The following is a 24,678-nucleotide window of genomic DNA, read 5'->3' as shown; positions in this document are numbered from 1 at the left end:
TGGCGTCAGCCCTCCTCGGGGCCACCGCTCTCCTCGTCGGCGGACTTGTTCTCCTGCGCCGTCTCCTTCGCGGCCGACTCCTTGGCGGAGTCCTTGGCCGCGTCGGACCCGGCGGTGCCCGTCTCCTTGGGCGCCGCGCCCGGCTGGGGCTCGGCGACCGCGACGCGCGCGGGCCGGATGGTCCGCTCGCCGATCCGATACCCGGGCTGCAGGATCGCGACGCAGGTCGTCTCGGTGACGTCCGGCGCGTACGAGTGCATGAGCGCCTCGTGGATCGTCGGGTCGAAGGGCTCGCCCTCCTTGCCGAACTGCTGCAGGCCCATCTTGGCGGCGACCGTCTCCAGCGATTCGGCCACCGACTTGAAGCCGCCGACCAGCTCGCCGTGCTCACGAGCGCGGCCGATGTCGTCCAGCACGGGCAGGAGCTCGGTCAGGAGGCTCGCGACGGCGATCTCCTTGACCGCGACCCGGTCGCGCTCGACGCGGCGGCGGTAGTTCTGGTACTCGGCCTGCAGCCGCTGGAGGTCCGCGGTGCGCTCGCCGAGCGCGGTGCGGGCCTGGTCCAGCTGGGCCGTCAGGCCGGCGGCCTGTGCGTGTACGTCCCCGGCCGGGGCCGCCGGGCCGTCGTCCGCGGGGCTCGTGGAGCCCGCGGCGGACGTGGCCTCGGCGGCTTCGGCGGCGTCGTCGGGAGTGGCGGCGCCAGAGGGGACGTCGGGCTTCTCCTCGAAGCCCGGGGTCTCCTCCGTCATGCGGCCCCCTTCGGCTTCTCGTCGTCGACGATCTCGGCGTCGACGACGTCGTCGTCGGCACCCTGGGCGGCACCCGGAGCCTCACCGGCACCGGCGGCCCCGCCCGCGGCCTGGGCGTCGGCGTACATGGCCTGGCCGAGCTTCTGGGAGACGGCCGCGACCTTCTCGGTGGCGGTGCGGATCTCCGCGGTGTCCTCGCCCTTCAGCTTCTCCTTGAGCTCTTCGAGCGCGGACTCGACCTCGGTCTTCACCTCGCCCGGGACCTTGTCCTCGTTGTCCTTGAGGAACTTCTCGGTCTGGTAGACGAGCTGCTCGCCCTGGTTGCGGGTCTCGGCGGCCTCGCGGCGGCGGTGGTCCTCCTCCGCGTACTGCTCGGCCTCCTGGCGCATCCGGTCGACCTCGTCCTTCGGCAGCGAGGAGCCGCCGGTGACGGTCATCTTCTGCTCCTTGCCCGTGCCCAGGTCCTTCGCGGTCACGTGCATGATGCCGTTGGCGTCGATGTCGAAGGAGACCTCGATCTGCGGGACGCCGCGCGGAGCCGGCGGCAGGCCCGTCAGCTCGAACATGCCGAGCTTCTTGTTGTACGCCGCGATCTCGCGCTCGCCCTGGTAGACCTGGATCTGCACCGACGGCTGGTTGTCCTCAGCCGTCGTGAAGATCTCGGACCGCTTGGTCGGGATCGTGGTGTTGCGCTCGATGAGCTTGGTCATGATGCCGCCCTTGGTCTCGATGCCGAGGGACAGCGGGGTGACGTCGAGCAGCAGGACGTCCTTGACCTCACCCTTGAGGACACCGGCCTGGAGCGAGGCGCCGATGGCGACGACCTCGTCCGGGTTCACACCCTTGTTGGCCTCCTTGCCGCCGGTCAGCTCCTTGACGAGCTCGGCGACGGCCGGCATGCGGGTGGAGCCACCGACGAGGACGACGTGGTCGATCTCGGACAGCGCGATGCCGGCGTCCTTGATGACGTTGTGGAACGGGACCTTGCAGCGCTCCAGCAGGTCCGCGGTCAGCTGCTGGAACTGGGCGCGCGTGAGCTTCTCGTCCAGGTGCAGCGGGCCCTCGGCGGACGCCGTGATGTAGGGCAGGTTGATCGAGGTCTCGGTGGACGAGGACAGCTCGATCTTGGCCTTCTCGGCGGCCTCGCGGAGGCGCTGGAGGGCCATCTTGTCCTTGGACAGGTCCACGCCGTGGCCGGACTGGAACTGCTTGACCAGGTAGTCGACGACGCGCTGGTCCCAGTCGTCACCACCGAGGTGGTTGTCGCCGTTGGTGGCCTTCACCTCGACGACGCCGTCGCCGATCTCCAGCAGCGAGACGTCGAAGGTGCCGCCACCGAGGTCGAAGACGAGGATCGTCTGGTCGTCCTTGTCGAGGCCGTACGCGAGGGCCGCGGCCGTCGGCTCGTTGACGATGCGCAGGACGTTGAGGCCCGCGATCTCGCCGGCCTCCTTGGTGGCCTGGCGCTCGGAGTCGTTGAAGTACGCCGGGACGGTGATGACCGCGTCCGTGACCTTCTCGCCCAGGTAGGCCTCGGCGTCCCGCTTCAGCTTCTGCAGGATGAACGCGGAGATCTGCTGCGGGTTGAAGTTCTTCCCGTCGAGCTCGATCTTCCAGTCGGTGCCCATGTGACGCTTGACGGACCGGATGGTCCGGTCGACGTTCGTGACCGCCTGGCGCTTGGCCACCTCGCCGACGAGCACCTCGCCGTTCTTGGCAAAGGCGACGACGGACGGCGTGGTCCTGGCACCCTCGGCGTTGGTGATGACGGTGGGCTCGCCGCCTTCCAGAACGCTGACGACGGAGTTAGTCGTGCCCAGGTCGATGCCGACCGCACGTGCCATTTCGATTCCTCCAGCTGACTTGAGTGGAACAGGCTCAAGGATGCATGACCGGTCGTACCGAGTCAACAGACCTGAGTCGCAGCGGCTCAACTTTTATCGAGGGCTTATGCGCAAGCACCGCGCGTGACCGACGCCCCGACCCGCCGCATACCGGCATGCTCTACCCAGGCCATACCGGACCATGCGATTGTTCAGGGAAGGTGACAAAAGCCGCGCAAGCCGCGCTTTCCTGGAACGGTCGGGTGCCCGCCATGCGACGACCCCTGCATCCCCCACGCCTCCCGGACCCGGGCCCCAAGCGCCTGCTGGACCTGGCCCTCGGCTCCGCCCTGCTGGCCCTGGCGGCACCCCTGCTCGCCGCCGCCGCCCTCGCCGTCGCCGCACGAAGACCCGCCGGCGGCCTCGTCGTACGCGAGACGAGAACGGGTCTGGCGGGCCGCCCCTTCACCCTGCGCCACCTGGCCACACCCCACCGCCGCCTGCGCCTGCTGTCCCAGCTGCCCCACGTGCTGCGCGGCGACCTGTCCCTCGTCGGCCCCGAACCCCTCCCGCCCGGCGCCCCCGGCGCGGCCGCCGCCTGGCGGCAGAGCGTCCGCCCCGGCCTCACCGGCCTCGCCCAGCTGCGGCGGCGGCAGCGCTCGGCGCTCCCCTGGGACGAGCCGCTCCTGCTCGACCAGCACTACGTCGAGCACCACTGGCTCGGACTGGACCTGGCACTGCTGCTGCGGGCCCTCGCGCCCAGGGGGCGGGCGAGCGACGCAGATCACCGCGTGCGCGGCTACAGTGCGGCGGAATAAGTGGGTACGCTCAGCTCGAACTGAATAAGTTACCGCTTAGTAGTACCTAAGTTTCTCCCACCCTCGCAGGCCCGAGGAGCCCCCATGCAACTCGCCGCGATCATCGTGTCGCTGACCCTCATCGTGGTCGGCGTCGCCTTGTTCGGCCGCGCCATCCTGCAGATCTTCCGCTTCGTGATGCTCGGCCAGCCCGTACCCGCCGGGACCCGGACCAACGACCCCGTGCTGCGCACCATCACGCTGGTCCGGGAGTTCCTCGGCCACACCCGGATGAACCGCTGGGGCATCGTCGGCATCGCGCACTGGGGGGTGGCGGTCGGCTTCTTCGGCCTGCTCCTGACCATCGCCAACGCCATCGGCCAGCTGTTCCAGGCCGACTGGCTGCTCCCGGTGATCGGCGACTGGCTGCCGTGGGAGCTCTGGGTCGAGACCCTCGGCACCTTCACGGTCGTGGGCATCGTGGTCCTGATCGCCATCCGCCAGCTGAGCAAGGCGACCAGGCCGGGACGCAAGTCCCGCTTCGCCGGCTCCATCACCTGGCAGGCGTACTTCGTCGAGGCCGTCATCCTCGTCGTCGGCCTCTCGATCATGACGCTGCGCGGCCTGGAAGGCGCCCTGCACCACGTCGAGCACTACGAGGCCGGGTACTGGGCCTCGTACCCCCTGGTCCTGGCCTTCAAGGGGCTGAGCGTCTCGACGCTGCAGAACCTCACGTACCTCGTGGCCATGATCAAGATCGCGACCTCCTTCATCTGGATGATCACGATCTCGCTCAACACCAACATGGGTGTGGCCTGGCACCGCTTCCTCGGCTTCCCCAACATCTGGTTCAAGCGGAACGCCGACGGCTCCACCGCCCTCGGCGCGCTCCTGCCGATGACGTCCGGCGGCAAGGAGATCAACTTCGAGGACCCGGGCGAGGACGACGTCTACGGCGTCTCCCAGGTCGAGCACTTCTCCTGGAAGGGCATCCTCGACTTCTCCACCTGCACCGAGTGCGGCCGCTGCCAGTCGCAGTGCCCCGCGTGGAACACGGGCAAGCCCCTCTCGCCCAAGCTCCTCATCATGTCGCTGCGCGACCACGCGCACGCCAAGGCGCCGTACCTGCTGGCCGGCGGCGGCAAGACGATGGAGGGCGAGGAGAAGGCGTCGGCCGAGGCCCTCGCCGACGTCCCGGCGTCCGCCCTCGCCGAGGCCGAGCGCCCGCTGATCGGCACGCTGGAGGAGAACGGCGTCATCGACCCGGACGTGCTGTGGTCCTGCACCACCTGCGGCGCGTGCGTGGAGCAGTGCCCGGTCGACATCGAGCACATCGACCACATCGTCGACATGCGCCGCTACCAGGTGATGATCGAGTCCGCCTTCCCGAGCGAGGCCGGCACGATGCTCAAGAACCTGGAGAAGAAGGGCAACCCCTGGGGTCTCGCCAAGAAGCAGCGCGTCGAGTGGACCAAGGAGGTCGACTTCGAGGTCCCGATCGTCGGCAAGGACGTCGAGGACCTCTCCGAGGTCGACTACCTCTACTGGGTCGGCTGCGCCGGCGCCCTGGAGGACCGCGCCAAGAAGACCACCAAGGCCTTCGCGGAGCTGCTGCACATCGCGGGCGTGAAGTTCGCGATCATGGGCGGCGACGAGAAGTGCACCGGTGACTCCGCCCGCCGCCTGGGCAACGAGCCGCTGTTCCAGCAGCTCGGCCAGGAGAACGTGGCGATGCTGAACATGGCGTTCGGCGAGGACGAGGACGAGCCTTCGACGAAGAAGCCCAAGGCGTCGAAGAAGATCGTCGCGACCTGCCCGCACTGCTTCAACACGATCGCGAACGAGTACCCGCAGCTGGGCGGCGAGTTCGAGGTCATCCACCACACGCAGCTGCTCCAGCACCTCATCGACGAGGGCAAGCTGCTCCCGGTGACGCCGGTCGACGGTCTGATCACCTACCACGACCCGTGCTACCTGGGCCGCCACAACAAGGTCTACACGCCGCCGCGCGAGATCATGTCGGCCGTCCCGGGCCTGCGCCAGCAGGAGATGCACCGCCACAAGGAGCGGGGCTTCTGCTGCGGCGCCGGCGGCGCGCGGATGTGGATGGAGGAGCGGATCGGCAAGCGCATCAACACCGAGCGCGTCGACGAGGCGCTGTCCCTCAACCCGGACATCGTCTCCACCGCCTGCCCCTTCTGCCTCGTGATGCTCACGGACTCCGTGAACGGCAAGAAGAACGACGGCAAGGCCAAGGAGTCCCTCCAGGTGGTGGACGTGGCCCAGCTGCTGCTGGACTCCGTCAAGAAGCCCGTGGAGGACACGGAGGAGCCGGCCGCCGACCCCGAGCCGGAGCCGGTGAAGTAGCGGCTGTACGTACACGGCGAACGGCCGGGACCGCCTTCGGGCGGTCCCGGCCGTTCGCGTCTCCGGGTCCGTCTCCGGGCCCCTGAGGGCCTTCGGGGGGCTGTCGGGGACCCCTTAGGGGATGTCACAGCTCCGCAGCAAAGGCGCCTTTCGCCCCCACCCCGGACGCCGGAGCCGACGGGACCGGGTACGTTCGGTGACGTGGCTGGATTCAGGATCGGACGCGGCCGGGACAACCGCACCCCGCAACAACACCCGCAGGCGCCGCAGCAGGCGCCGTACGGCAGTGCGCCGCCGCCCCCGTACGGGCAGCAGCAGGCGCCGCAGCCGTACGGGGAGCCGGAGTACTTCGGCGACCCCTACGCGCAGCAGCAGGTCCCCACAGGGCCGGGCCAGGCGCCGCACGACCCGTACGCGGCCAACCAACCGGGCCACACGCGCGCCTTCAGCATCCACGACGCCGAGTACGCGCAGTACGGCGACTACGGCGACGGCGCCACCTACCAGGCCGGAGCGGCCCCCGCCGCCGCGCCCGCGGGCCCGCGCCTGCCGTGGAAGCAGCTGCTCAGCGGCATCGTGATGCGCCCGGGACCGACGTTCCTGCAGATGCGCGACCACGCCGTCTGGGCCCCGGCCCTCATCGTCACGTTCGTCTACGGCCTGCTGGCGCTCTTCGGCTTCGACCAGGCGCGCGAGGAGGCGATCAACGCGACGCTGTCGACGGCGATCCCGTCCGTCCTGGTGACCGGCGTCATCTTCGTCATCGGCGGCCTGATCCTGGGCGCCGTGACGCACACCCTGGCGCGCCAGCTGGGCGGCGACGGGGCCTGGCAGCCGACGATCGGCCTCTCCATGCTGATCATGTCGATGACGGACGCGCCCCGGCTGCTGTTCGCGATGTTCCTGGGCGGCGAGAACGCCCTGGTCCAGGTCATCGGCTGGCTGTCCTGGCTGGCGGCGGGCGCGCTGTTCACCTCGATGGTCCGCACGTCGCACGACCTGCCGTGGCCGAAGGCGCTGGGCGCGTCGGCGATCCAGCTGGTGGCGCTGCTGTCGCTGCTGAAGCTGGGCACGTTCTGATTGCTCTGAGGGCGCGTACGTACGCGAAAGGCCCCCGCCGCGACCGGCGGGGGCCTTTTCGATGGCGGGCGTCAGGCGTCGAGGACCTGGCCGGACCGGCGTACGACCGGCTTCTCCACGCTCCAGGGGAAGTTGATCCAGTCGTCCGTGCGCTTCCAGACGTACTCGCACTTCACGAGGGAATGCGACTTCTCGTAGATGACGGCGCTGCGGACCTCGGCGACCGTGCCGAGGCAGAAGTCGTGCACCAGCTTCAGGGTCTTGCCGGTGTCGGCGACGTCGTCGGCGATGAGCACCTTCTTGTCGCTGAAGTCAATGGCATTGGGGACCGGAGCGAGCATAACGGGCATTTCAAGCGTTGTACCCACACCGGTATAAAATTCCACGTTGACCAGGTGGATGTTCTTGCAGTCCAGCGCGTACGCCAGACCGCCGGCGACGAAGACCCCGCCGCGGGCGATGGAGAGCACGATGTCGGGCTCGTACCCGTCGTCGGCGATGGTCTGCGCGAGCTCGCGGATCGCGGTCCCGAACTTCTCGTAGGTCAGGTTCTCCCGTACGTCACTCATGCTCACACCTGCGTCCGATGGAAGTTCTGGAAGGACCGCGAGGCGGTCGGCCCCCGCTGCCCCTGGTAGCGCGATCCGTAGCGCTCGCTGCCGTACGGGAACTCCGCCGGCGAGCTCAGCCGGAACATGCACAGCTGCCCGATCTTCATGCCCGGCCACAGCTTGATCGGCAGGGTGGCGAGGTTGGACAGCTCGAGGGTGACGTGCCCCGAGAACCCGGGGTCGATGAACCCGGCGGTCGAGTGCGTCACCAGACCCAGCCGCCCGAGGCTCGACTTCCCCTCCAGCCGCGACGCGATGTCGTCGGGCAGGCTGATCACCTCGTACGTCGACGCCAGCACGAACTCGCCGGGGTGGAGGATGAACGCCTCGTCCCCTTCGGGCTCGACCAGCCGCGTCAGATCCGCCTGCTCGACCGCGGGGTCGATGTGCGGGTAGCGGTGGTTCTCGAACACCCGGAAGTAGCGGTCCAGCCGCACGTCGATGCTCGAGGGCTGCACCATGGAGTCGTCGTACGGGTCGATGCGCACCCGCCCGGCGTCGATCTCGGCCCGGATGTCCTTGTCTGAGAGAAGCACTCCCCGAGGATACGCAGAGCGCGCGGGCCCGCCCCAATCGGACGGACCCCGCGCGCCACCCGTCACCTGCTCACTCGCCCCCTAGCGCCGCTCGAGCACCACCGGCACGGCATGCCGCAACCGCGCACACCGCGGACACCGGATGAGCCGCCCGGGCCCGATCCGCCCGGCACCGAGCTGCTGCATCGGGAACGAAGCGGTGCTGAACACGTGCCCCTCGGCACAGCGGACGACGGTGCGCTCCATGGAGTCCATCAAGTCCCTTCCCCAACCAATGCGTGGACGAGAAAGCCACATTAGGGGATCAACAGGACACCGCTCCAGGCGGCACTCCGTACCCCCACCGTACGCCCCAACTCGGCGCGCCCGCACACCGATCCACCTCGCCACGCAGCACGAAGACCCCGCGGCGTAATACACCGGGGGCCTTCGATGAGGTACAGTGAGCGACGATGCGAGACCGGTCCTCCGGTCCGTGTTACGCGGGTGTAGTTTAATGGTAGAACATGAGCTTCCCAAGCTCAGAGCGCGGGTTCGATTCCCGTCACCCGCTCCAAAGTGAAGCCCCAGGCCAGCGGCCCGGGGCTTTGTTGTTGTCTGGACCACGCTAGGCGTCGCGCACCAGATCCGCACCAGATGGCCGTTCGGCGCCCTTCTGACGAGCGGCCCGCACGAGCTGGTCGAGCCCGCTCGCGACCTCCTGCTGACGCTCAGGATCCGAGTGCTGGTAGATCAGCGCGGCTTTCTCCGACGACTGCCCGGCGCGGACCATGGGGGATGGCCCGCACGTCCGGAGCCACGACGCGACGGCAAGCACCTGCTCCAAGCGCCGTAGAACTTTCCCTACTTCATCAAGGCACCCGCCGCGCACAGCGCGGCGCGCGCGGCCCGTCGCCCGGGCCTGCGCTCCTGTCTCCGCCCCGCTCCAGCCCGGCCGCCGGCCGCACGCCTCTGGCTCTGGGTTGCTGAAGGGAAAACCCCCTGCGGCTGGGGCGGTCGACCTCACGGCTTTAGCCACCTCCCCGGTCCGGGTCCCGCGCCGAGCAAGACCAGGGGGCCACTCGGACACATTGCGGGCAGATCCAAAGCCTGCCCGAGTTGCCAACCAGCGTACGGCCCCCTGAACATGCTCGGCCCCAAACCGGGCAGGCCACCGGAACCCGCTCCGCCAACCTTCTCGCGAAACCCGTCCGTAGCCAGCGCTCCAACCGTAAGATCCCACCCATGAACGGCGATGAGCCAGTCGGCTTCTGGAGTTACACCCACCGGGATGACGAATTGGACGGAGGGCGGATCCGTCGCCTTGCCCAAGCAATCGCCCATGAGTTCGAGATCATGACCGGCGAAGAACTCAAGGTCTTCGTAGACAATGCGTCAATCGCTTGGGGGGATGTTTGGCGAGCACGGATCGACACAGCGCTCACAAGTACGACATTCCTGATCCCTATCATCACCCCGCGATTCTTCAAGAGTCAGGAATGCCGTCGAGAGGTAATCACTTTTGCGGGCCACGCGGCAAGTCTCGGTCTGGACGAATTGCTACTTCCGATTCACTACGTGAACGTGCCGCAGCTCACGGACGGCGAAACTGAGGACGAAGTGATTGCGCTAATCGCTCGACGTCAATGGGTGGATTGGAGGCAGCTCAGACTGGACGACGAGAGTTCTCCGCAATACCGCCAAGCCATTAACGGTCTGGCGCTCCGCTTGAGTGACATCCTCGAGCAGGCTTCCTCTGCGGTTTCCCCTGTTCTCGGCGACATCACCGACGAGAGTGACGAACCGGGACTCATCGAGATTATGGCCACCACAGAGGCTGCACTACCTGAGTGGCTGGAAACAGTCCAGCGTTTTACTGTCATCACAGACGCCATTACTGCGCAGATGGATTGGGCTACCGCAGAGATGGCTGCCTCAGATGCACGCGGAGCAGGATTCGCGGGCCGTCTCAGGGTGGCGCAAGAATTGGCGAAGCGGCTAGAGGAGCCTGTTGGCGAGATTTCACAATTGGGCTCCAGGTACTCCACAGCGCTTGTAGATATCGATCCAGGGATCATCAGCATCATCAGAACCGTGGCGGAGGGTGGCATCGAAAGCAGCGAAAAAGAAGACGTTAGAGAGTTCCTTCGCACGCTGCGGGAACTCGTCAACGTCACATCCGTCGTAACGCCAAACTTGCAAGGGTTTGCAAATAGCGCCCGCGAGGCGGCCAAAGGCAGTCGTCATATCCGCCCTCTGATGAACGATATCCAAGCTGCGATCCAGAAGGTGATTGACGGTCAAACCATCATCGATGAGTGGGGGCGCCTGATCGATGATATCGACGGCGCAGAGGGTCAGGTCGCCCACGTCGCCAAGTAAGTGCGCGAAGGCCTACAGCAGCGCGGGTACCGAACCCAGCAACCGCCCGCGTCCGGTACGGTCCCTCCACGGCCTCGTAGCGGTCGGCATGGCCGACGCCGATCGTTCCGGCTAAGGCTACAGACAGAAGGTGACCGTGCCCGAAGGCACGGTGCACCGCGGTCAAAGGGCGGGTTCCAGGTCGAGTCAACAAGTTTCCACCTAGCACGCGTTAGAGTGGTCGAAGCCTGATTGAGCTCAGAAGACGCAGTGACTCCCAAGCTCAGAGCGCGGGTTCGATTCCCGTCACCCGCTCCACGACGAAGGCCCTGGTCAGAGACCAGGGCCTTGTTTGTTGTCCAGCCAGGTCTGCCTTGTGGCTGAAGTCTGCAGGGCCGACACCACCATCTGTCGGCGAAGCCCGGGCCCATTGCGGTGGGAGGCTTCGGCTTTCGCGGCGCACACACGGGTGGCGGCACGGGGGAAGAGGGAGCACCCGCCTCGTTCCATGATCAAGATATAGCGCGCCGGGGGGCTTGCGGCAAGGCCCCCGTGGTGCCGCAGAATCGCCGGCCTAAGCCGGAAACACGAGGCCACGGGGGTTGCGAAGTGCGTGTGTTGTTGTCGACGTATGGGGCGCGCGGGAGCGTCGGGCCGATGGTGGGGCTCGCGGTGGGGCTGCGGGAGCTGGGCGCGGAGGTTCGGGTGTGCGCGCCGCCGGACGAGGAGTTCGCCGAGCTGTTCGCAGGTGTCGGGGTGCCGCTGGTGCCGGTTGGTGCACCGGTGCGCCCGCTGGTGACCACGGTGGTTCCGGGGTCGGCGGCGGGTCTGGCGCAGCGTATGGCTGCTTTGATGGACGCGCAGTTCGGCACGATGGCCATGGTGGCGGAGGGATGTGACGCGCTGGTGGCGACCGGGCCGCTGCCGGTCACGTCCGCCGCGCGGTCGGTGGCCGAGAAGCTCGGCATCCGCTACGTGCACGCGAGTCATACGCCGGTCAGCCTGCCGTCGCCGCACCAGCCGCCGCCCGCGCGGCGAGGCCGGCCGTTGCCGCCGGGGGTGAGCGACAACCGGGAGCTGTGGGAGGTGGACGCCCGGAACGCGAACGAGATGTTCGGTGAGGCCCTCAACTCCCGTCGCGCGGCGGTCGGCTTGGCGGCGGTGGACAACGTTCGTGACTACGCCTTCACCGACAGCCCGTGGTTGGCCACGGACCCGGTTCTGAGCCCGTGGCCGCCGACGACGCTCGGCGTGGTGCAGACCGGTGCGTGGCTGGGGGCGGACGAACGCCCGCTTCCGGCCGATCTGGTGGCGTTCCTGGAGGCCGGGACGGCGCCGGTGTACGTGGGCTTCGGCAGCACGCCCCTGGGCGCTGCGAAGGACGTCGCCCGAGCGGCCGTCCAGGCACTCCGGGCGCAGGGCCGCCGCGTGATCATCTCCCGCGGCTGGGCCGGGCTCGACCCGACCGACGACCAGGACGACTGCTTCGCCGTCGGCGAAGTCAACCAGCAGGCACTGTTCCGCCGGGTGGCTGCGGTCGTGCACCACGGCGGTGCGGGCACCACGACCACCGCCGCGCAGGCCGGTGTGGCCCAGGTGGTGGTGCCCCAGGGGGCGGACCACCCCTACTGGGCCGGCCGAGTGGCCGAGCTGGGCATCGGCGCCGCACACGACGGTCCGGCTCCGACCACCGAGTCCCTGTCGGCCGCGCTCCAGGCGGCCCTGGCCCCCCAGACCCGCGCCCGCGCGATCGCCGTGGCCGACACGGTCCGTACCGATGGGGCGACGGTCGCCGCGCAGCTGCTGCTCGACGCCGTCGGCTCGTCAGCCCCGATCCCGCGGTGACGGTCGTCGATCGCCTACGGGTACGCGCCGGAAAGCCGTCCGGCACCCTGCCGGCAGGCGGTCGGCATGAGCCGATGCGGGCCACCTCGGCGATCGGTTCAATGGCGCCGTTTCAGAGCCACTCGCACGATTTCCTCGTGCACCAGGCGGCCGACGAGCGCTCCGCCGAAGACGACGACGCCCACACCGATCAGCCAGGACTGGACGACCAGGACGGTGCCGAACGGGCCGTAGCTGACGGTGTTGGAAGCAATCAGGGGCGAGAACACGAGCCGGGAGAAGACCCTCAGGCCCAGCAGCCCGAGCACCGTCGCCACCGCGCCGGGCAACAGGGCACGCCAGCGGACTCGCCCACCGAGCAGCATGCGCTGTGACCACCAGAAGAAGAGGACGGCGCTGACCACCGCGATCAGCGCGCCCGTCGGGGCGTGGCCACGCAACGTCGTGGCCGAGGCGAAGAGGTAGCCGGTGAGCACGGCGAGCCACACCACATGCCGCCACCTGGCCCACCAACGGGCCGGGGGCAGGCCCCAGACCTTCTCGAAGCCCGACTGCACGACCGCCGAGAAGCTCAGCCCGAAAACGGCCAGGGCGGCGATGCCGAACGTGGTCGTGGTCCTCAGGGCCTGGCCGGCCGGTGCGAACAGCCGCTCCACATGTCCCCTGGAGGCCGCCGAAACGCCAAGCCCTTCGCTCAGCCACTGCGCGAAGCCCCGGCCGTGCTGCGGATCAGCGGAGGAGACGATGAGCAGCAGTGGCACCAGCGTGAGAAAGCCGAGCGCCGCGAAGCCCAGTCCACGCTGGAACAGTTCCAGATCGGTGCCCCGTCTCCATCCGCGCCCTGCCGGTGAACGCCGAAGCACGCGCCGCAGCCGCATGTACGGGGAGGCGTGGCCCGGGGCATCGGAAGGCATTGGCATGCCTGTCGACTACCACGAACGCCGGCGATGTCGCGCGAGGACGCGGCGCGACCAACGCGCTGACCGGGCCGGGAAGCCCGGTTCCGAGGCCACGCGAACGCGGCGCGGAGGTTCGGCGCTTCCGCCGAACGACGTGGCCTCGACTGCTCACGGCGCTCCGGCCCGCTCGGCGCAAGGCCCCGATCCTCGGAAAATGCCTGGTCATGCGCCCGTCCACGGACCGTCATCCGGAGTAGAGTAGGGGCACCGGGAGCACTTCGCGCGCCGGCTCCGACGTCGGCGCCGTTCTCGGTGAGCAACAACACCGGGACGTCGAAGACGAGCCCGGAGGCAGGTCCGCGTGATGACCGCGACCATCGAACGTACGACCATCAATGAGCGGCCCCGTCTGTCACTGGTTCCGGCCGGCTCGGTCGCAGGTCTCCTGGACGGGGCCTGGTGGCCCCGCTCCCGTGACCTCTTCCGTGAACTCCCCGCCCTGACGGACGCGCTGGACGCGCCTTGGGGCCGGGTCACCCGGATCACGGTGAACCCCTCCCACTGGCCCGTGATTCCGCGCAAGGTGCCCGTGACCGGGCACACCGTGCGCGTGGGCTGGTTCGCCGACGAGCAGGACCCGCACAAGCTGATCCTTCTCTCCTACACCCGCGTCCGCATGGACCTTCTGGTCGTCCCGCCGGAGGCCGATGCCGCCACAGCCGCCCGGCTCATGTCCGCCGCCATCGCTCCGGGGGGCCTGCTCACCGCCAGCAAGCTCATGGCGGAGGAGGGCTCGGCCCGCGACGGGAAGGCGAGGGACGCGGCGGCACTCCCCGACCGGACGCGGTCGGCGGAGCGCGACGACGCCGCATCCACCCCACCCAGGTCTTCCCGTTGAACGAGGCCCCTATGAACTCACCGGAACTGCCCGCTCACGGGCACGCCGACGTGCGCATCATCGCCTCGTCCCCCGAGACCGCCCGGCAGGTCGCGGAGGTTCTCCGTCGCTGCTTCGCCGCCACGGAACAGCGCAGCTACCCCGTCGACACCGTGCACGGCGGAACCCGCCTCCACCTGACCGTGGACACCACCCAGCCGGCAGAACCCGCGCGGTCCTGGCTGGCCAGCAGTCGGTCGTCCGAGGAGGACCGTACGCGGACGGACGAAGTCTGAAGTGAAGCAATATCTGTTCCCGCGAGATGAGGGTTTGACGAACCGCGCGGTGAGTATTACTGGCGCAACGGCAGAGCGAAAATAATTAACGACCCGCCGGGCGCTGCGGCATGCTACTGTCGATGTCAGTTGCAGTTGTGGTTCCCAAACTTCAAGTGCCCTCAGTCGGCCTCTGTGCCACTGGGAGCACTTTTGTATTTCCGGTCATTTCCGGTGGGGCAATCATCGCGGCGACACGGCGTCCGCGCAGTGCGGATCCCGATGTGCCCCAAAGGAGATATGACATGAGCACTGGCACCGTGAAGTGGTTCAACGCTGAAAAGGGCTTCGGCTTCATCGAGCAGGACGGTGGCGGCCCCGACGTGTTCGCCCACTACTCGAACATCGCCGCCCAGGGCTTCCGCGAGCTGCTCGAAGGCCAGAAGGTCGCCTTCGACATCGCGCAGGGCCAGAAGGGCCCGACGGCGGAGAACATCGTCCCCGCCTGACGCTGACGCGTATGACGTAGCTGGGGCCCGCATCCTTCGGGGTGCGGGCCCCAGCTGCACGCATTTCCCGCAGGGTTTTCACCCCGGGAATATCCGGGAGGTCCGCGCCGTCGTCCTGCGTCGTCACCCCCGAGTGGTGCACCACATTCGGCGCCCCGGCTTCAGACCCGCATCGCGCCGGCCATCTCCAGCGCTTCCGGCCACGCATTTTTCCGTCGGCCGCATTCGCTTTCGCGTTCCCATAGGCCCATTCTGGCAATTCTCCGTGCTGCTCATCCGCTGCGGAAATTCCTTGATATGCGCCGCATCGAGGAAGGTTCCGCATGAACCGCACACGCACGAACGACCGCTTCTCCCGCACCCGTAACGGCGGTGCCGGCTCCGGACAGGGGGGTGGCCGCTTCGGCTCGTCGTCCCGTGGCGGCCCCGGCGGGGCGGGCCGCTCGGGCGGCTACGGCCGCCGGACCACCGCGGTGCAGGGTGAGTTCGCGCTCCCCAGGACGATCACTCCCGCGCTGCCCGCCGTCGAGGCGTTCGCCGATCTCGACATGCCCCGGCAGTTGCTCGCCGCGCTCGCGGCCGAGGGCGTGACCGTACCGTTCCCGATCCAGGGCGCGACCCTGCCGAACACCCTCGCGGGCCGTGACGTTCTGGGCCGCGGCCGCACCGGCTCCGGCAAGACGCTCGCCTTCGGGCTGGCGCTGCTGGCCCGTACCGCCGGTCGGCGCGCCGAGCCCCGGCAGCCGCTCGCCCTGGTCCTCGTCCCCACCCGCGAGCTGGCGCAGCAGGTGACCGACGCGCTCGCTCCCTATGCGCGGTCGCTGAAACTGCGGCTGACCACGGTCGTGGGCGGCATGTCGATCGGCAGGCAGGCGGGCGCCCTGCGAAACGGGGCCGAGGTCGTCGTCGCGACCCCGGGCCGGCTCAAGGACCTCATCGACCGCGGCGACTGCCGGCTGGACCAGGTGGGCATCACCGTGCTGGACGAGGCCGACCAGATGGCGGACATGGGTTTCCTGCCGCAGGTCACCGCGCTGCTCGACCGCGTGCGTCCCGAGGGGCAGCGGATGCTGTTCTCCGCCACCCTGGACCGCAACGTCGACCTGCTGGTCCGCCGCTACCTGTCCGACCCCGTCGTGCACTCCGTGGATCCCTCGGCCGGTGCGGTCACGACGATGGAACACCACGTGCTGCATGTGCACGGCGCCGACAAGCACGCCACCACGACGGAGATCGCCGCGCGTGACGGCCGCGTGATCATGTTCCTGGACACCAAGCACGCCGTCGACCGGCTCACCCGGGACCTGCTGGGCGAGGGCGTACGGGCCGCCGCGCTGCACGGCGGCAAGTCGCAACCCCAGCGCACGCGAACGCTGGAGCAGTTCAAGACCGGGCACGTCACCGTGCTGGTCGCCACGAACGTCGCCGCCCGCGGTATTCACGTCGACAACCTCGATCTCGTCGTCAACGTCGACCCGCCGACCGACCACAAGGACTATCTGCACCGCGGTGGCCGTACCGCCCGCGCGGGCGAGTCCGGCAGCGTCGTCACCCTCGTCACCCCGAACCAGCGGAACGGCATGGTGCGCCTCATGTCGGATGCGGGCATCCGCCCGCGCATCACCCAAGTCCGCTCCGGCGAGGCCGAGCTGAGCCGCATCACCGGCGCGCAGGCTCCTTCCGGCATTCCGGTCGTCATCACCGCACCCGTGGCCGAACGCCCCCAGCGCGACGCCGCCTCCCGCCGACGGCGCAACCGGCCTCCGCAGGCCATGCGCGGTACCGGCCAACGGCGGTCCGCCTCCGGCTCGGCCGTCTAGACCTTCGTACGCGGGTCGACGCCCGCCCATTCTCTGCAGGAGGCACGTGTGACACCGGTGCAAGCACATCCCCACCCCACGGACAGCACCCCGGCGACCAGCACTTCGGCGAGCGGGAGCGAGGCCGTGGACGAGGCGGGGCCGCAGGTCTGGGGAGGCATGACCGTCGAGGTGGCCCTGTCCGTCATGGCCAGTGCCCGCGTCGGGCGCCTGCTCCTCTGCGACGAGGACGGCCGGGGCACCGGTCTGGTCACCCACGCCCAGCTCACCGCCGCCCGCGACGACTCCTCGTACACGGACCGTATCCGCCTGCACGACATCCTCGGCGGCCACGGAACGGGCGCCTCGCCCGTGACCATGGTGGCCGGTACCGAGCACGCGATACGCCACGGTCGGTCCGGAGCGCTGCCCGTGGTCGAGGGCCAGGGCCGCACCACGGGCGTCCTGAGTCTCTCCCGCTGAACCGCCTCACCCCTGGGTGCACCCGCGCCGGACTGACCGGCGGGCAGGCGCAAGCCACACCCTGAACAGCAGTGAGGGCCCGACCGGCGCGTTCCGGTCGGGCCCGACGTATGCCCGCCCTCCGCCGTGGCGGCGGATCGGTGGTGGCTGATCAGTGGTCGGTATAGCTGAAGTCGCCCACGGTCCAGGCGCTGACATCCTCGATCGACACGCGGTACATCCCACCCGTCTCCGGGATCCCCACCGTGCCCTGCAGGATCCGGGCGACGTGGAAGTGCAGATGGGTCGGCGGGCCGTCCTTCGGTGCCGACGTACCGAAGACGCCGGCGAACTCGCCCAGGCGGGCCGAATCCGTCAGGACCTCCGACACACGCTGCAGCCACACCGCTTCCGGGGCCAGCCGGCCGGTGATCACAGCCCCACCGGTGACGACGGTCAGGGACATCTGATTGCTCTGTCCGGACTCGACCTTGGCAGCGATGTCGACGAGCAACTCATCAGGCTTGGACATGAGGGCCGATTCTATTCGCCGGCCGTCCGCCCGCCTCAAGCGGTGCGCCGCCGGTGAACGAGGTCAGTAGGCAGCGAGGGAGATGGCGATGTAGTGCGCGGCGAAGCCTGCCACGGTCAAGGCGTGGAAGACCTCGTGGAAGCCGAACCAGCGAGGTGCGGGGTCGGGGCGCTGGAGCGCGTAGACCACCGCGCCCGCGCTGTAGAGGAGACCGCCGCTCACCACGAGGATCAGTACGGCCGCACCGCCCGTGCGCAGGAAGTCCGGCAGGTAGCTCACCGGTGCCCAGCCCAGAGCCAGGTAGCACGGGGTGTACAGCCAGCGGGGAGCTCCGACCCAGAGGACCCGGAAGGCGACACCGGCCAGCGCACCCGTCCACACGGCCCACAGCAGGAACGACCGCTGGCCGGGCGGGACGAGGAGCACGGTCAGCGGTGTGCACGTGCCGGCGATGATGAGGAAGATGTTGGCGTGGTCGAGGCGGCGCAGTATCGCCTCGCCGAGTGGCCCCCACGTACCCAGGTGGTATATCGCGCTCGTCCCGAACAACAGCCAGGCCGTGACGCAGTAGACGGCGCAGGCCAGGACCGCCTGCGGGGTGCGTGCCAGGCAGACGAGGACGACGCCCGCGATCAACGACGCGGGGACCATTGCGGCATGGAGCCAGCCGCGCAGTTTGGGTTTGATCGGCGCGACGAGGTCGGCCGCCCGGTCCGCCAGGGCCGCGACCGGGTGGAACCCCTCCCCGGCATCGTCATGGTGTGCGGGGGCATCGCTTCCCGCTTCGGTGTCGTCGCGCGAGACGGCTTCCCGTCCTGTCTCAGGCCGCTGGGCATCACTGGGAACCATGTGATCATGCTAGGGAGCCTCCCTTCGACGGCTGTCCCGACGGGCGCCCGCAGGCCACCGGACGGCCTCACCACTTGGCCCATTCCGCCGCCCCGTGCGTTCCGGCCCACCTGATCCGTCCTCCAACCGGGCCCGGATACGTCGTGTAACGCCGACTCACCATGGGCACGATCAAGGCTCCCGAGCAGGGCCCCTCCGCTCGCCTACGCCCAAGGACAGCCGATGCTTCCCGAGTTCCGCTCCCACGCATCCGCCCCCCTCGCACATCAGCTGGAACATGGCTTGGGGCTGGCTCCACACCAGGAAGCGAGCCGTCTCGACGTGGAGCGAGTCGCCGATATCGCGGTGGTCGCAGCGGCCCACTCCGACGGCTACGCCGCCACCGCGCACCTCCTCGGCCTGCTGGCCGCACTCCCCGCCCCGACCGAGGCGGGCGAACACTTCTGGTCCGACCTGTGGAGGTCCTCGGGCACCGCCTACCTGCTCCCTGCCAACATCAAGACGCTGGTCCTGCGTGCGCTGGCCGGTGAGGGGGCCGGTCTGGCCCGGCAGATCCTCTCGGCCGTGGACGAGATGACCCCGCCCCAGCGCATGGCGGCCGGGGAGGTGATCGGACAGGCACTCGCCGAGTCCGACCATCTGCCCGACCTCAAGGCACAGGTCATCGGTGAACTATGGCTCCGTGACCTCGAACTCACCGCTTGGCGCATCGTGCACGCGGACCACAAATCGGCCGGTTTCGACGGACGGGAAGCCTTCCTCGACGCCTGGACGAACGTCTGAGCGCCGGGCTTCCCGGTCCGTGCTTCCGTGGTCCGCCGGCACCGCCTGGGACGCCGCCCTTGAGCGGCTCCTCGACGACGTGTACACCTTCGCGATGACCGGGCCCCGGCGGCACGACGACTGGGCCGAGGACGTCCTGGCCGTCATGGAGCGGTCGGTCACCGACCCCCGGGGCCGGCGGGTCCTGGAGTGGCAGGTCGACAAGGAGGGGCGGGAGAGCGTCCGCCCTTCCTATCCGTTCCTGCCGCTCACGGCCGAGCAGGTGCACGCGTGGACGTATCCCGTCACGGCCCGTGCCGCCGTCGACCTGCTCGCCTCTCTGGCCCAGGAGTGGTTCTTCGAGATGCAGCCCGTCCGGACGCGCGCCGACCGGGACGCTGTGCCGGCCGACGCCCGGACGGTGCTCGGCCGGTTCGGTCCCGACGCCGTCTTCCGCACCTCGTCCGAGCTGGCGCGGACCTCGGCCTCACCGGACTTCCTCGCCGGCGGGCTCGCGGGCGGCCGGCACTTCACCGACCATCTGATGGACCTGGAACTGATCGCCGTCAGCGCGGACGAGGTCGGGGTCTTCTGGTCGTTCAACGCGAACTGAGCACACGCACGGGCGGGCTGGATCCGGCCACTCCTCCGAGGAGGGGACGTACCGAGTGACGCGGAAGGCGCTCGCGGCGCCACGCGGTGAAGCCGTCCCGCGACTGTCCGCTCAGCGGTTGAGCCACTCCGGATAACGATCCGGTCACCACGATGCGCCATTTCTGCCGTTCACAACCTTTCGCCCGGAATGCCGCGTGGGCTGCGTCACAGTGGCTGGATTTCGACCGTGGTACACCTGCACGACCGCCTGCCGGACGTCACCCATGTCCGCGCAGGGGCGCTTGAGCCGGCCGATCGCCGGCATGCAACTCCAGCAGTGTCCGGGGGATCGGAACCCGATCCGACGCCGAGTGTGGCGCGGGTCGGTTTGGAGCGGAAAGGCGCACCACACATGACCTCGACGCAGGTCGGCAAGAACTTCGGCGACAACGGCGACGGCGGCGCGGGCGCGACGTCCGAGGAAGGCTACGAGCGCGGGCTCGGAAGCCGCCAGGTCCAGATGATCGCCATCGGCGGCGCCATCGGCGTCGGCCTCTTCCTGGGCGCGGGCGCGAACATCGCGAAGGCCGGGCCCAGCCTCATCCTGATGTACGCCCTCGCCGGCGTGATCGTCTTCTTCATCATGCGAGCGCTCGGCGAGCTGCTCCTGTACCGCCCGGTCTCGGGTTCCTTCGCGGAGTACGCCCGCGAGTTCCTCGGCCCCTTCTTCGGCTTCGTCACGGGCTGGACGTACTGGCTCATGTGGGTCGTCACCGGCATGGCCGAGCTGACGGCCGCGGCGATCTACGTGAACTTCTGGTTCCCGCAGATCTCGCAATGGGTCAGCGCCCTCGTCTTCCTGCTGATCCTCTTCGTGGCCAATCTGATCTCGGTGAAGATCTTCGGTGAGATCGAGTTCTGGTTCTCCATGATCAAGGTGACCGCGATCATCGGCATGATCGTGATCGGCCTCGGTGTGGTCACCTTCGGCTTCAGCGCCGCCGGTGACACCGCCCACGTGTCCAACCTGTGGGCCTTCGACGGCATCTTCCCGAACGGCATCGGCTCCAGCCTCATGACCCTGCAGGGCGTCATGTTCGCCTATCTCGCCGTCGAGCTGGTCGGCGTCACCGCCGGCGAGTCCGAGAACCCCGAGAAGACCCTCCCCAAGGCCATCAACACGCTCCCCTGGCGCATCATCGTCTTCTACGTCGGTGCCCTCAGCGTGATCCTGATGGTCGTCAAGTGGACCGAGTTCCAGCCGGGCGTCAGCCCCTTCGTGGCCGCCTTCGCCAAGATCGGCATCCCGGCGGGCGCCGCGATCGTCAACTTCGTGGTCCTCACCGCGGCCCTGTCCTCCTGCAACTCCGGCATGTACTCCACGGGCCGCATGCTGCGCGACCTGGCGGCCAACTCCGAGGCGCCGAAGGCGCTGGGCAAACTGAGCGCCAGCAAGACCCCGGCGGTCGGCATCACCCTCTCGGTGGCCCTGATGGGCATCGGCGTGGTCCTCAACTACGTGGTCCCGGAGAAGGCCTTCGCCTACGTCACCTCGGTCGCCACCGCCGCCGGTATCTGGACCTGGCTGATGATCCTGATCAGCCACATCCGCTACCGCCGCGCCGTGGACGCCGGCCGTCTGCCGGCCTCCTCCTTCCCGGCGCCCGGCGGCACCGTCTGCAGCTGGATCGCCGTCGCGTTCCTGGTCATGGTCACCGTCATGATCGCGATCGACCCGGACAGCCGCATCTCGCTGTACGTGGGCGCCGGCTGGGCCGTGTGCCTGGCGGTCGGCTGGGCCGTGCTGAAGTCCCGCAACCCGCAGATCGCGGCGCGGGCCGCGGCCGACGGGAAGCAGCTGGAGACCACTGGGCAGCCGCGCGGCTGAACCGGTCGGGCCCTCGCAGGCCCCCAGCGGACGGCGCGCGGCGCCGTCACGTCCCCGACGGGGCGCCCGGGCACACCGCCTGGGCGCCCCGTCGGCGCTTTTCCCCCCACCTGTCCGTGATACGACGTCGGGCGCGCCGCAGGGTGAGGGCCGCGATGACGTCGTCGGGCCTTTCCGCCGCTGCAGGCCGTGACGCCCGCGCGCACAGCCGCCCGCTCCGCCCCGCAAAGCCCTTAGAAGAACTCGTCGAGCAGCTGGTAGAAGGCCATCTTGTCCTTGTCGACACGGTGGGCGCCGTACCGCTCCAGGAACCGCTCGGCGTACGCGGGGCCGAACCACGGGTCCTCGTCGATCTCCAGCTCCCGGGCGGCGAGGGCGACGTCGGCGTGGCGGTCGGCGACGCCGAGGCGGCCCACGTCGATCACGCCGGTGATCCGGCAGGTCTCCGGGTCCAGCAGCACGTTGTTGGGGCACAGGTCGCCGTGGCAGACGACCAGGTCCTCCTTCTCCGGCCGGGTGCGGTGGAGTTCCGCCAGGAGCTGCTCACCGGTCCAGCCGGTGCGCTCCTCCTGGAGGTCGTCGAGGTCCACCAGGCCCTCGCGGACGTTCTGCCGGGCCTCGGCGACCGCCACGGCGAGGCGGCGGTCGAAGGGGCATGCGTCGACGGGCAGTTCGTGCAGGGTGCGGGCCAGTTCCGCCATGGCCTCGACGACGGCGAACCGCTGGTGCTCGGGCCACTCCTCGGCGGCCGCGACGCCGGGGACGGCCTCGGTGACGAGCCAGGCGCTGGTGTCGTCGGCGCCGCGCTCGACGATGCGGGGGACGGGGATGCCATGCCGGTGGAGCCACTCCAGCCGGTCGGCCTCGCCGGCGAGGTCGAAGGCGGAGTTCTCCGGGGTGCGCGGGGCGATTTTCGCGTAGAGCTCGGTTTCGGAACCGGTGAGGTGATAAACGAAAGCGCCCGAATCTCCTTCGTTGACGGGGTGCCATTCATGGTGCGGGTATTTCCGGCGCAACGTGCTTTCCATGGTCGGCATCATGGCAGAGGCGGAGTGCTTGTTCCGGGCCTTTTCACGGCTGCCGGAATGGTTTCGGACATGCGCGGAAGAGGCTCACCGCCCGCCTGCGGCGGGGTCGCGCGCGGTGGCCGCGGCGGCGTCGAAGTCCCGTACGCAGGGCGAGAGGTACTCCTCCGTGAGCAGGAGCAGGAAGGCGGTCTCGGCGGCGAGGTCGCCGGCTTCCTGGCTGGCGGTGAAGACCTCGGCGGTGGGGTCCGGTTCGGCACCGGCGAGTTTGGCGGCGCGGGCCCGGCGGAGGATGCAGGCGGTCGCATGGGCGTCGGCGCGGTCGGCCGGGACGCCGCAGTGCGCCACGTGGGCGCGGGCACCGCGGGAAACGGCCGGATCCGTGTAGTGGCTGAGGATGAGGATGGCGTCGCGGATCTCGATGACCTTCCGGTAGGCGACCTGCCGCCAGGAGAGCTGCGACTGGAGGAGGGCCAGGAGGCGGGACCGGGTGGCGGACAGCGCGACGTGCGGCACGGCGTCCACCAGGTCGCGCCAGAGCGGCCAGATGCGCCAGACGGTGCGGGCGTGGCCGGCGGCGTGGCGCAGCTGGAGGACGGTCGGTACGAGGAGCGCGGCGGCGCGCAGCACGGCGTGCAGGCTGAGGACGAGGTGGAGCAGGGTGTCCGGGCGGTACCCGCCGGTCAGCAGGTAGTAGTGGGCGAGCCAGTAGATCCCGGCGAGCGCGGTGCCCCAGCCGAAGAGCGTCAGGCCCAGGTTGACGGACCGGTTGGGGCCGCAGCGGCCGTACGTCCAGCAGACCTTGACGCACAGGGCGCAGGCCACAACGTGCACGGTGATGAGGAGGAGCCAGTAGGCGGCGCAGGGGGCGCGGGCGAGTGTGAAGGCCGGCCCGTGGCCCGGCACGTGGGCGGCCCCGAGGGCGGCGAGCACCAGGAGCGTGGCCATCACGGCGGCCGTGGTGACGATGACGGTCCCGGTGCGGGGCCGTCCCCCGGTGGCGTACACGGCGAAGTGCAGCACGGCGCCGGCGGACACGACGCCCGCCTGGTTCTTGGCGAGGGAGACGGCCCGCGGGGATTCGGTGAGCGTGGCGACGTACGCGCCCACCGGCTGCAGGTGCAGGGTCATCGCGACGGCGGCGAAGGCCACGGCGAGCCACAGTCCCCGCTGGTGCGGGTGGCGTACGGCGGGGCGGGCCCTTAAGAGCACGGCGGCCCACAGCAGGCAGACGCTGAGGGTGTCGAGGGTGGGGCCCCAGTCTCCCGGTACGTCACTGGTCATGGTCGGTGCTCACTCCGAGGGCCGCGTGCAGTTTGCCGTAGGGGTCGGACAGCGGGTGCCGGTCGGGCGCGGTGTCACCGGTGCGGATCAGGGTGGCCAGCATCTCGGCCTCCTGCTCCTGACGGGTGGAGTAGTTGGTGCGGGCGAGGATGCGGCGGACGAGACGCGGGCTGAGGTCGTCGAAGAGGCCACCGGGTGCGCCGGCGGAGACGTCCGCGACGGCGTGGTGGTCGAACAGCATGTGCCCGATCTCGTGCAGCACGATGTGCTCCTGGTGGGAGCGGGGGGTGCGCTGCTCGTAGAAGATGTGGTCGTCGGTGTCGGTGGCGACCCAGAGCCCGCACGCGCCGGCCGCGGCGGCCTGGAGAGGCAGGGCGTGCAGGTGGAGGGGCCGCCCGCGGCGGGCGGAGAGGTGGGCGCAGAGCGACTCGATGGAGAAGGGTTGGGGCAGGGCGAGCTGGCCCAGCAGCGGTCGACAGCGTCGGCGCAGCCTGGCGATCCTGTACGACATGCGGTGTGTACCGTTCGGCCTTCCTCGGACGGCGTTGGCGGGCGTGGCGTGAACGGTCCGTCCGCCGGTCGCGCCCGTGCCGTATCCCTCCGCCGTGACGGCGTGCCGGCATCGCCGCGTGACGCCGTGGCGGCACGGCGGCAGGCCCGTGCGCGGGCATGACGGCATGACGGCATGGCCCTGCGCGGGCATGACGGCACGACCGTGCGACGCCGTGGCGACGGAGCCCGCACGGCGTACGGCGGGATGACGGCATGGCCGGCC

23 protein-coding genes, 1 tRNA gene and 1 pseudogene are annotated in these 24,678 nt (G+C 69.5%); 14 read left to right on the top strand and 11 right to left on the bottom strand.

Annotated elements, in window-relative coordinates:
* Positions 1-5: 5 nt before the first annotated feature.
* Positions 6-749 (bottom strand): nucleotide exchange factor GrpE, encoded by a 744-nt coding sequence (gene grpE / locus ACZ42X_RS10650; protein WP_468286761.1) that lies wholly within the window; start codon positions 747-749, stop codon positions 6-8.
* Positions 746-2,593: a molecular chaperone DnaK gene (dnaK, locus tag ACZ42X_RS10645; RefSeq protein ID WP_361426203.1), complete on the bottom strand. Its 1,848-nt coding sequence runs from the start codon at positions 2,591-2,593 to the stop codon at positions 746-748. Before dnaK ends, grpE begins: the two co-directional genes overlap by 4 nt.
* 251 nt (positions 2,594-2,844) lie before the next feature.
* On the opposite strand from dnaK, the gene ACZ42X_RS10640 reads away from it, so the two are divergent.
* The 3 genes from ACZ42X_RS10640 to ACZ42X_RS10630 all read left to right on the top strand — a co-directional run bounded on the left by ACZ42X_RS10640 (position 2,845) and on the right by ACZ42X_RS10630 (position 6,816).
* On the top strand, positions 2,845-3,390 hold the full coding sequence (locus ACZ42X_RS10640) for a sugar transferase (protein ID WP_468286758.1): 546 nt from the start codon (positions 2,845-2,847) through the stop codon (positions 3,388-3,390).
* Between the two features lie 84 nt (positions 3,391-3,474).
* Positions 3,475-5,736, top strand: a complete 2,262-nt coding sequence (locus ACZ42X_RS10635; RefSeq protein WP_468286757.1) for a heterodisulfide reductase-related iron-sulfur binding cluster — start codon at positions 3,475-3,477, stop codon at positions 5,734-5,736.
* A gap of 201 nt (positions 5,737-5,937) precedes the next feature.
* Positions 5,938-6,816: a Yip1 family protein gene (locus ACZ42X_RS10630; protein ID WP_468286755.1), complete on the top strand. Its 879-nt coding sequence runs from the start codon at positions 5,938-5,940 to the stop codon at positions 6,814-6,816.
* 71 nt (positions 6,817-6,887) lie between these two features.
* Here ACZ42X_RS10630 and ACZ42X_RS10625 read toward each other — a convergent pair whose 3' ends face one another.
* The gene (locus ACZ42X_RS10625) at positions 6,888-7,385 is read right to left on the bottom strand and encodes a phosphoribosyltransferase (protein WP_361426215.1); all 498 of its coding nucleotides are present in this window, start codon (positions 7,383-7,385) and stop codon (positions 6,888-6,890) included.
* A 2-nt stretch (positions 7,386-7,387) separates the two neighbouring features.
* Positions 7,388-7,963: a dCTP deaminase gene (dcd, locus tag ACZ42X_RS10620; protein ID WP_126888692.1), complete on the bottom strand. Its 576-nt coding sequence runs from the start codon at positions 7,961-7,963 to the stop codon at positions 7,388-7,390.
* Between the two features lie 482 nt (positions 7,964-8,445).
* Between dcd and ACZ42X_RS10615 the strand changes: the two genes are divergently transcribed.
* Positions 8,446-8,519: transfer RNA gene (locus ACZ42X_RS10615), tRNA-Gly, on the top strand.
* 51 nt (positions 8,520-8,570) lie between these two features.
* Here the strand turns inward: ACZ42X_RS10615 and ACZ42X_RS10610 are convergent.
* A pseudogene (locus tag ACZ42X_RS10610) lies at positions 8,571-8,735 on the bottom strand (tyrosine-type recombinase/integrase); the annotation flags it as partial.
* A 452-nt stretch (positions 8,736-9,187) separates the two neighbouring features.
* Here ACZ42X_RS10610 and ACZ42X_RS10605 point away from each other — a divergent pair.
* A complete protein-coding gene (locus tag ACZ42X_RS10605) occupies positions 9,188-10,324 on the top strand; it encodes a toll/interleukin-1 receptor domain-containing protein (RefSeq protein WP_468286751.1) in 1,137 nt (378 codons plus the stop codon).
* Positions 10,325-10,960: 636 nt separating this feature from the next.
* Positions 10,961-12,148 carry a glycosyltransferase gene (locus ACZ42X_RS10600; RefSeq protein ID WP_468286748.1) on the top strand — a complete coding sequence of 396 codons (1,188 nt, stop codon included), beginning with the start codon at positions 10,961-10,963 and terminating at the stop codon, positions 12,146-12,148.
* Positions 12,149-12,246: 98 nt separating this feature from the next.
* Here ACZ42X_RS10600 and ACZ42X_RS10595 read toward each other — a convergent pair whose 3' ends face one another.
* Positions 12,247-13,026 carry a YhjD/YihY/BrkB family envelope integrity protein gene (locus tag ACZ42X_RS10595; protein WP_468286745.1) on the bottom strand — a complete coding sequence of 260 codons (780 nt, stop codon included), beginning with the start codon at positions 13,024-13,026 and terminating at the stop codon, positions 12,247-12,249.
* 385 nt (positions 13,027-13,411) lie between these two features.
* Between ACZ42X_RS10595 and ACZ42X_RS10590 the strand changes: the two genes are divergently transcribed.
* The 5 genes from ACZ42X_RS10590 (at position 13,412) to ACZ42X_RS10570 (ending at position 16,990) form a co-directional block, all read left to right on the top strand.
* Positions 13,412-13,945, top strand: a complete 534-nt coding sequence (locus ACZ42X_RS10590; protein ID WP_468286743.1) for a DUF5994 family protein — start codon at positions 13,412-13,414, stop codon at positions 13,943-13,945.
* Positions 13,946-13,956: 11 nt separating this feature from the next.
* Entirely contained in the window at positions 13,957-14,220 is a 264-nt protein-coding gene (locus ACZ42X_RS10585) for a hypothetical protein (RefSeq protein ID WP_468286740.1), read from the top strand.
* Positions 14,221-14,504: 284 nt separating this feature from the next.
* On the top strand, positions 14,505-14,708 hold the full coding sequence (locus tag ACZ42X_RS10580; RefSeq protein WP_468286737.1) for a cold-shock protein: 204 nt from the start codon (positions 14,505-14,507) through the stop codon (positions 14,706-14,708).
* A 323-nt stretch (positions 14,709-15,031) separates the two neighbouring features.
* Positions 15,032-16,528 carry a DEAD/DEAH box helicase gene (locus ACZ42X_RS10575; protein ID WP_468286734.1) on the top strand — a complete coding sequence of 499 codons (1,497 nt, stop codon included), beginning with the start codon at positions 15,032-15,034 and terminating at the stop codon, positions 16,526-16,528.
* A 48-nt stretch (positions 16,529-16,576) separates the two neighbouring features.
* Positions 16,577-16,990 (top strand): CBS domain-containing protein, encoded by a 414-nt coding sequence (locus ACZ42X_RS10570; RefSeq protein ID WP_468286731.1) that lies wholly within the window; start codon positions 16,577-16,579, stop codon positions 16,988-16,990.
* A 151-nt stretch (positions 16,991-17,141) separates the two neighbouring features.
* Here the strand turns inward: ACZ42X_RS10570 and ACZ42X_RS10565 are convergent, their stop codons facing one another.
* Together ACZ42X_RS10565 and trhA are read right to left on the bottom strand one after the other, a co-directional pair.
* Positions 17,142-17,501, bottom strand: coding sequence for a hypothetical protein (locus ACZ42X_RS10565; RefSeq protein ID WP_468286729.1), 360 nt, complete (start codon positions 17,499-17,501; stop codon positions 17,142-17,144).
* Positions 17,502-17,564: 63 nt separating this feature from the next.
* Complete coding sequence (trhA, locus tag ACZ42X_RS10560) at positions 17,565-18,350, bottom strand: PAQR family membrane homeostasis protein TrhA (RefSeq protein WP_468286726.1); 786 nt, start codon at positions 18,348-18,350, stop codon at positions 17,565-17,567.
* A 282-nt stretch (positions 18,351-18,632) separates the two neighbouring features.
* On the opposite strand from trhA, the gene ACZ42X_RS10555 reads away from it, so the two are divergent.
* The 3 genes from ACZ42X_RS10555 to ACZ42X_RS10545 all read left to right on the top strand — a co-directional run bounded on the left by ACZ42X_RS10555 (position 18,633) and on the right by ACZ42X_RS10545 (position 21,594).
* Positions 18,633-19,133 carry a hypothetical protein gene (locus ACZ42X_RS10555; protein ID WP_468286724.1) on the top strand — a complete coding sequence of 167 codons (501 nt, stop codon included), beginning with the start codon at positions 18,633-18,635 and terminating at the stop codon, positions 19,131-19,133.
* 19 nt (positions 19,134-19,152) lie between these two features.
* Positions 19,153-19,725, top strand: coding sequence for a hypothetical protein (locus tag ACZ42X_RS10550; RefSeq protein WP_468286721.1), 573 nt, complete (start codon positions 19,153-19,155; stop codon positions 19,723-19,725).
* 393 nt (positions 19,726-20,118) lie between these two features.
* The gene (locus tag ACZ42X_RS10545) at positions 20,119-21,594 is read left to right on the top strand and encodes an amino acid permease (RefSeq protein ID WP_468286720.1); all 1,476 of its coding nucleotides are present in this window, start codon (positions 20,119-20,121) and stop codon (positions 21,592-21,594) included.
* Positions 21,595-21,827: 233 nt separating this feature from the next.
* Here ACZ42X_RS10545 and ACZ42X_RS10540 read toward each other — a convergent pair whose 3' ends face one another.
* From ACZ42X_RS10540 to ACZ42X_RS10530, 3 genes are all read right to left on the bottom strand, one after another.
* Positions 21,828-22,631 carry an APH(3')-V family aminoglycoside O-phosphotransferase gene (locus ACZ42X_RS10540; protein ID WP_468287485.1) on the bottom strand — a complete coding sequence of 268 codons (804 nt, stop codon included), beginning with the start codon at positions 22,629-22,631 and terminating at the stop codon, positions 21,828-21,830.
* Positions 22,632-22,706: 75 nt separating this feature from the next.
* On the bottom strand, positions 22,707-23,903 hold the full coding sequence (locus ACZ42X_RS10535; protein ID WP_468286717.1) for an MAB_1171c family putative transporter: 1,197 nt from the start codon (positions 23,901-23,903) through the stop codon (positions 22,707-22,709).
* Positions 23,893-24,414 carry a hypothetical protein gene (locus ACZ42X_RS10530; RefSeq protein WP_468286715.1) on the bottom strand — a complete coding sequence of 174 codons (522 nt, stop codon included), beginning with the start codon at positions 24,412-24,414 and terminating at the stop codon, positions 23,893-23,895. Before ACZ42X_RS10530 ends, ACZ42X_RS10535 begins: the two co-directional genes overlap by 11 nt.
* Between the last annotated feature and the right edge of the window lie 264 nt (positions 24,415-24,678).

It is taken from the genome of Streptomyces sp. NPDC030862 (genome assembly GCF_055571835.1).
Note: the sequence above shows the minus strand (reverse complement) of the source record. Positions and strands in the feature narration are given on the sequence as shown.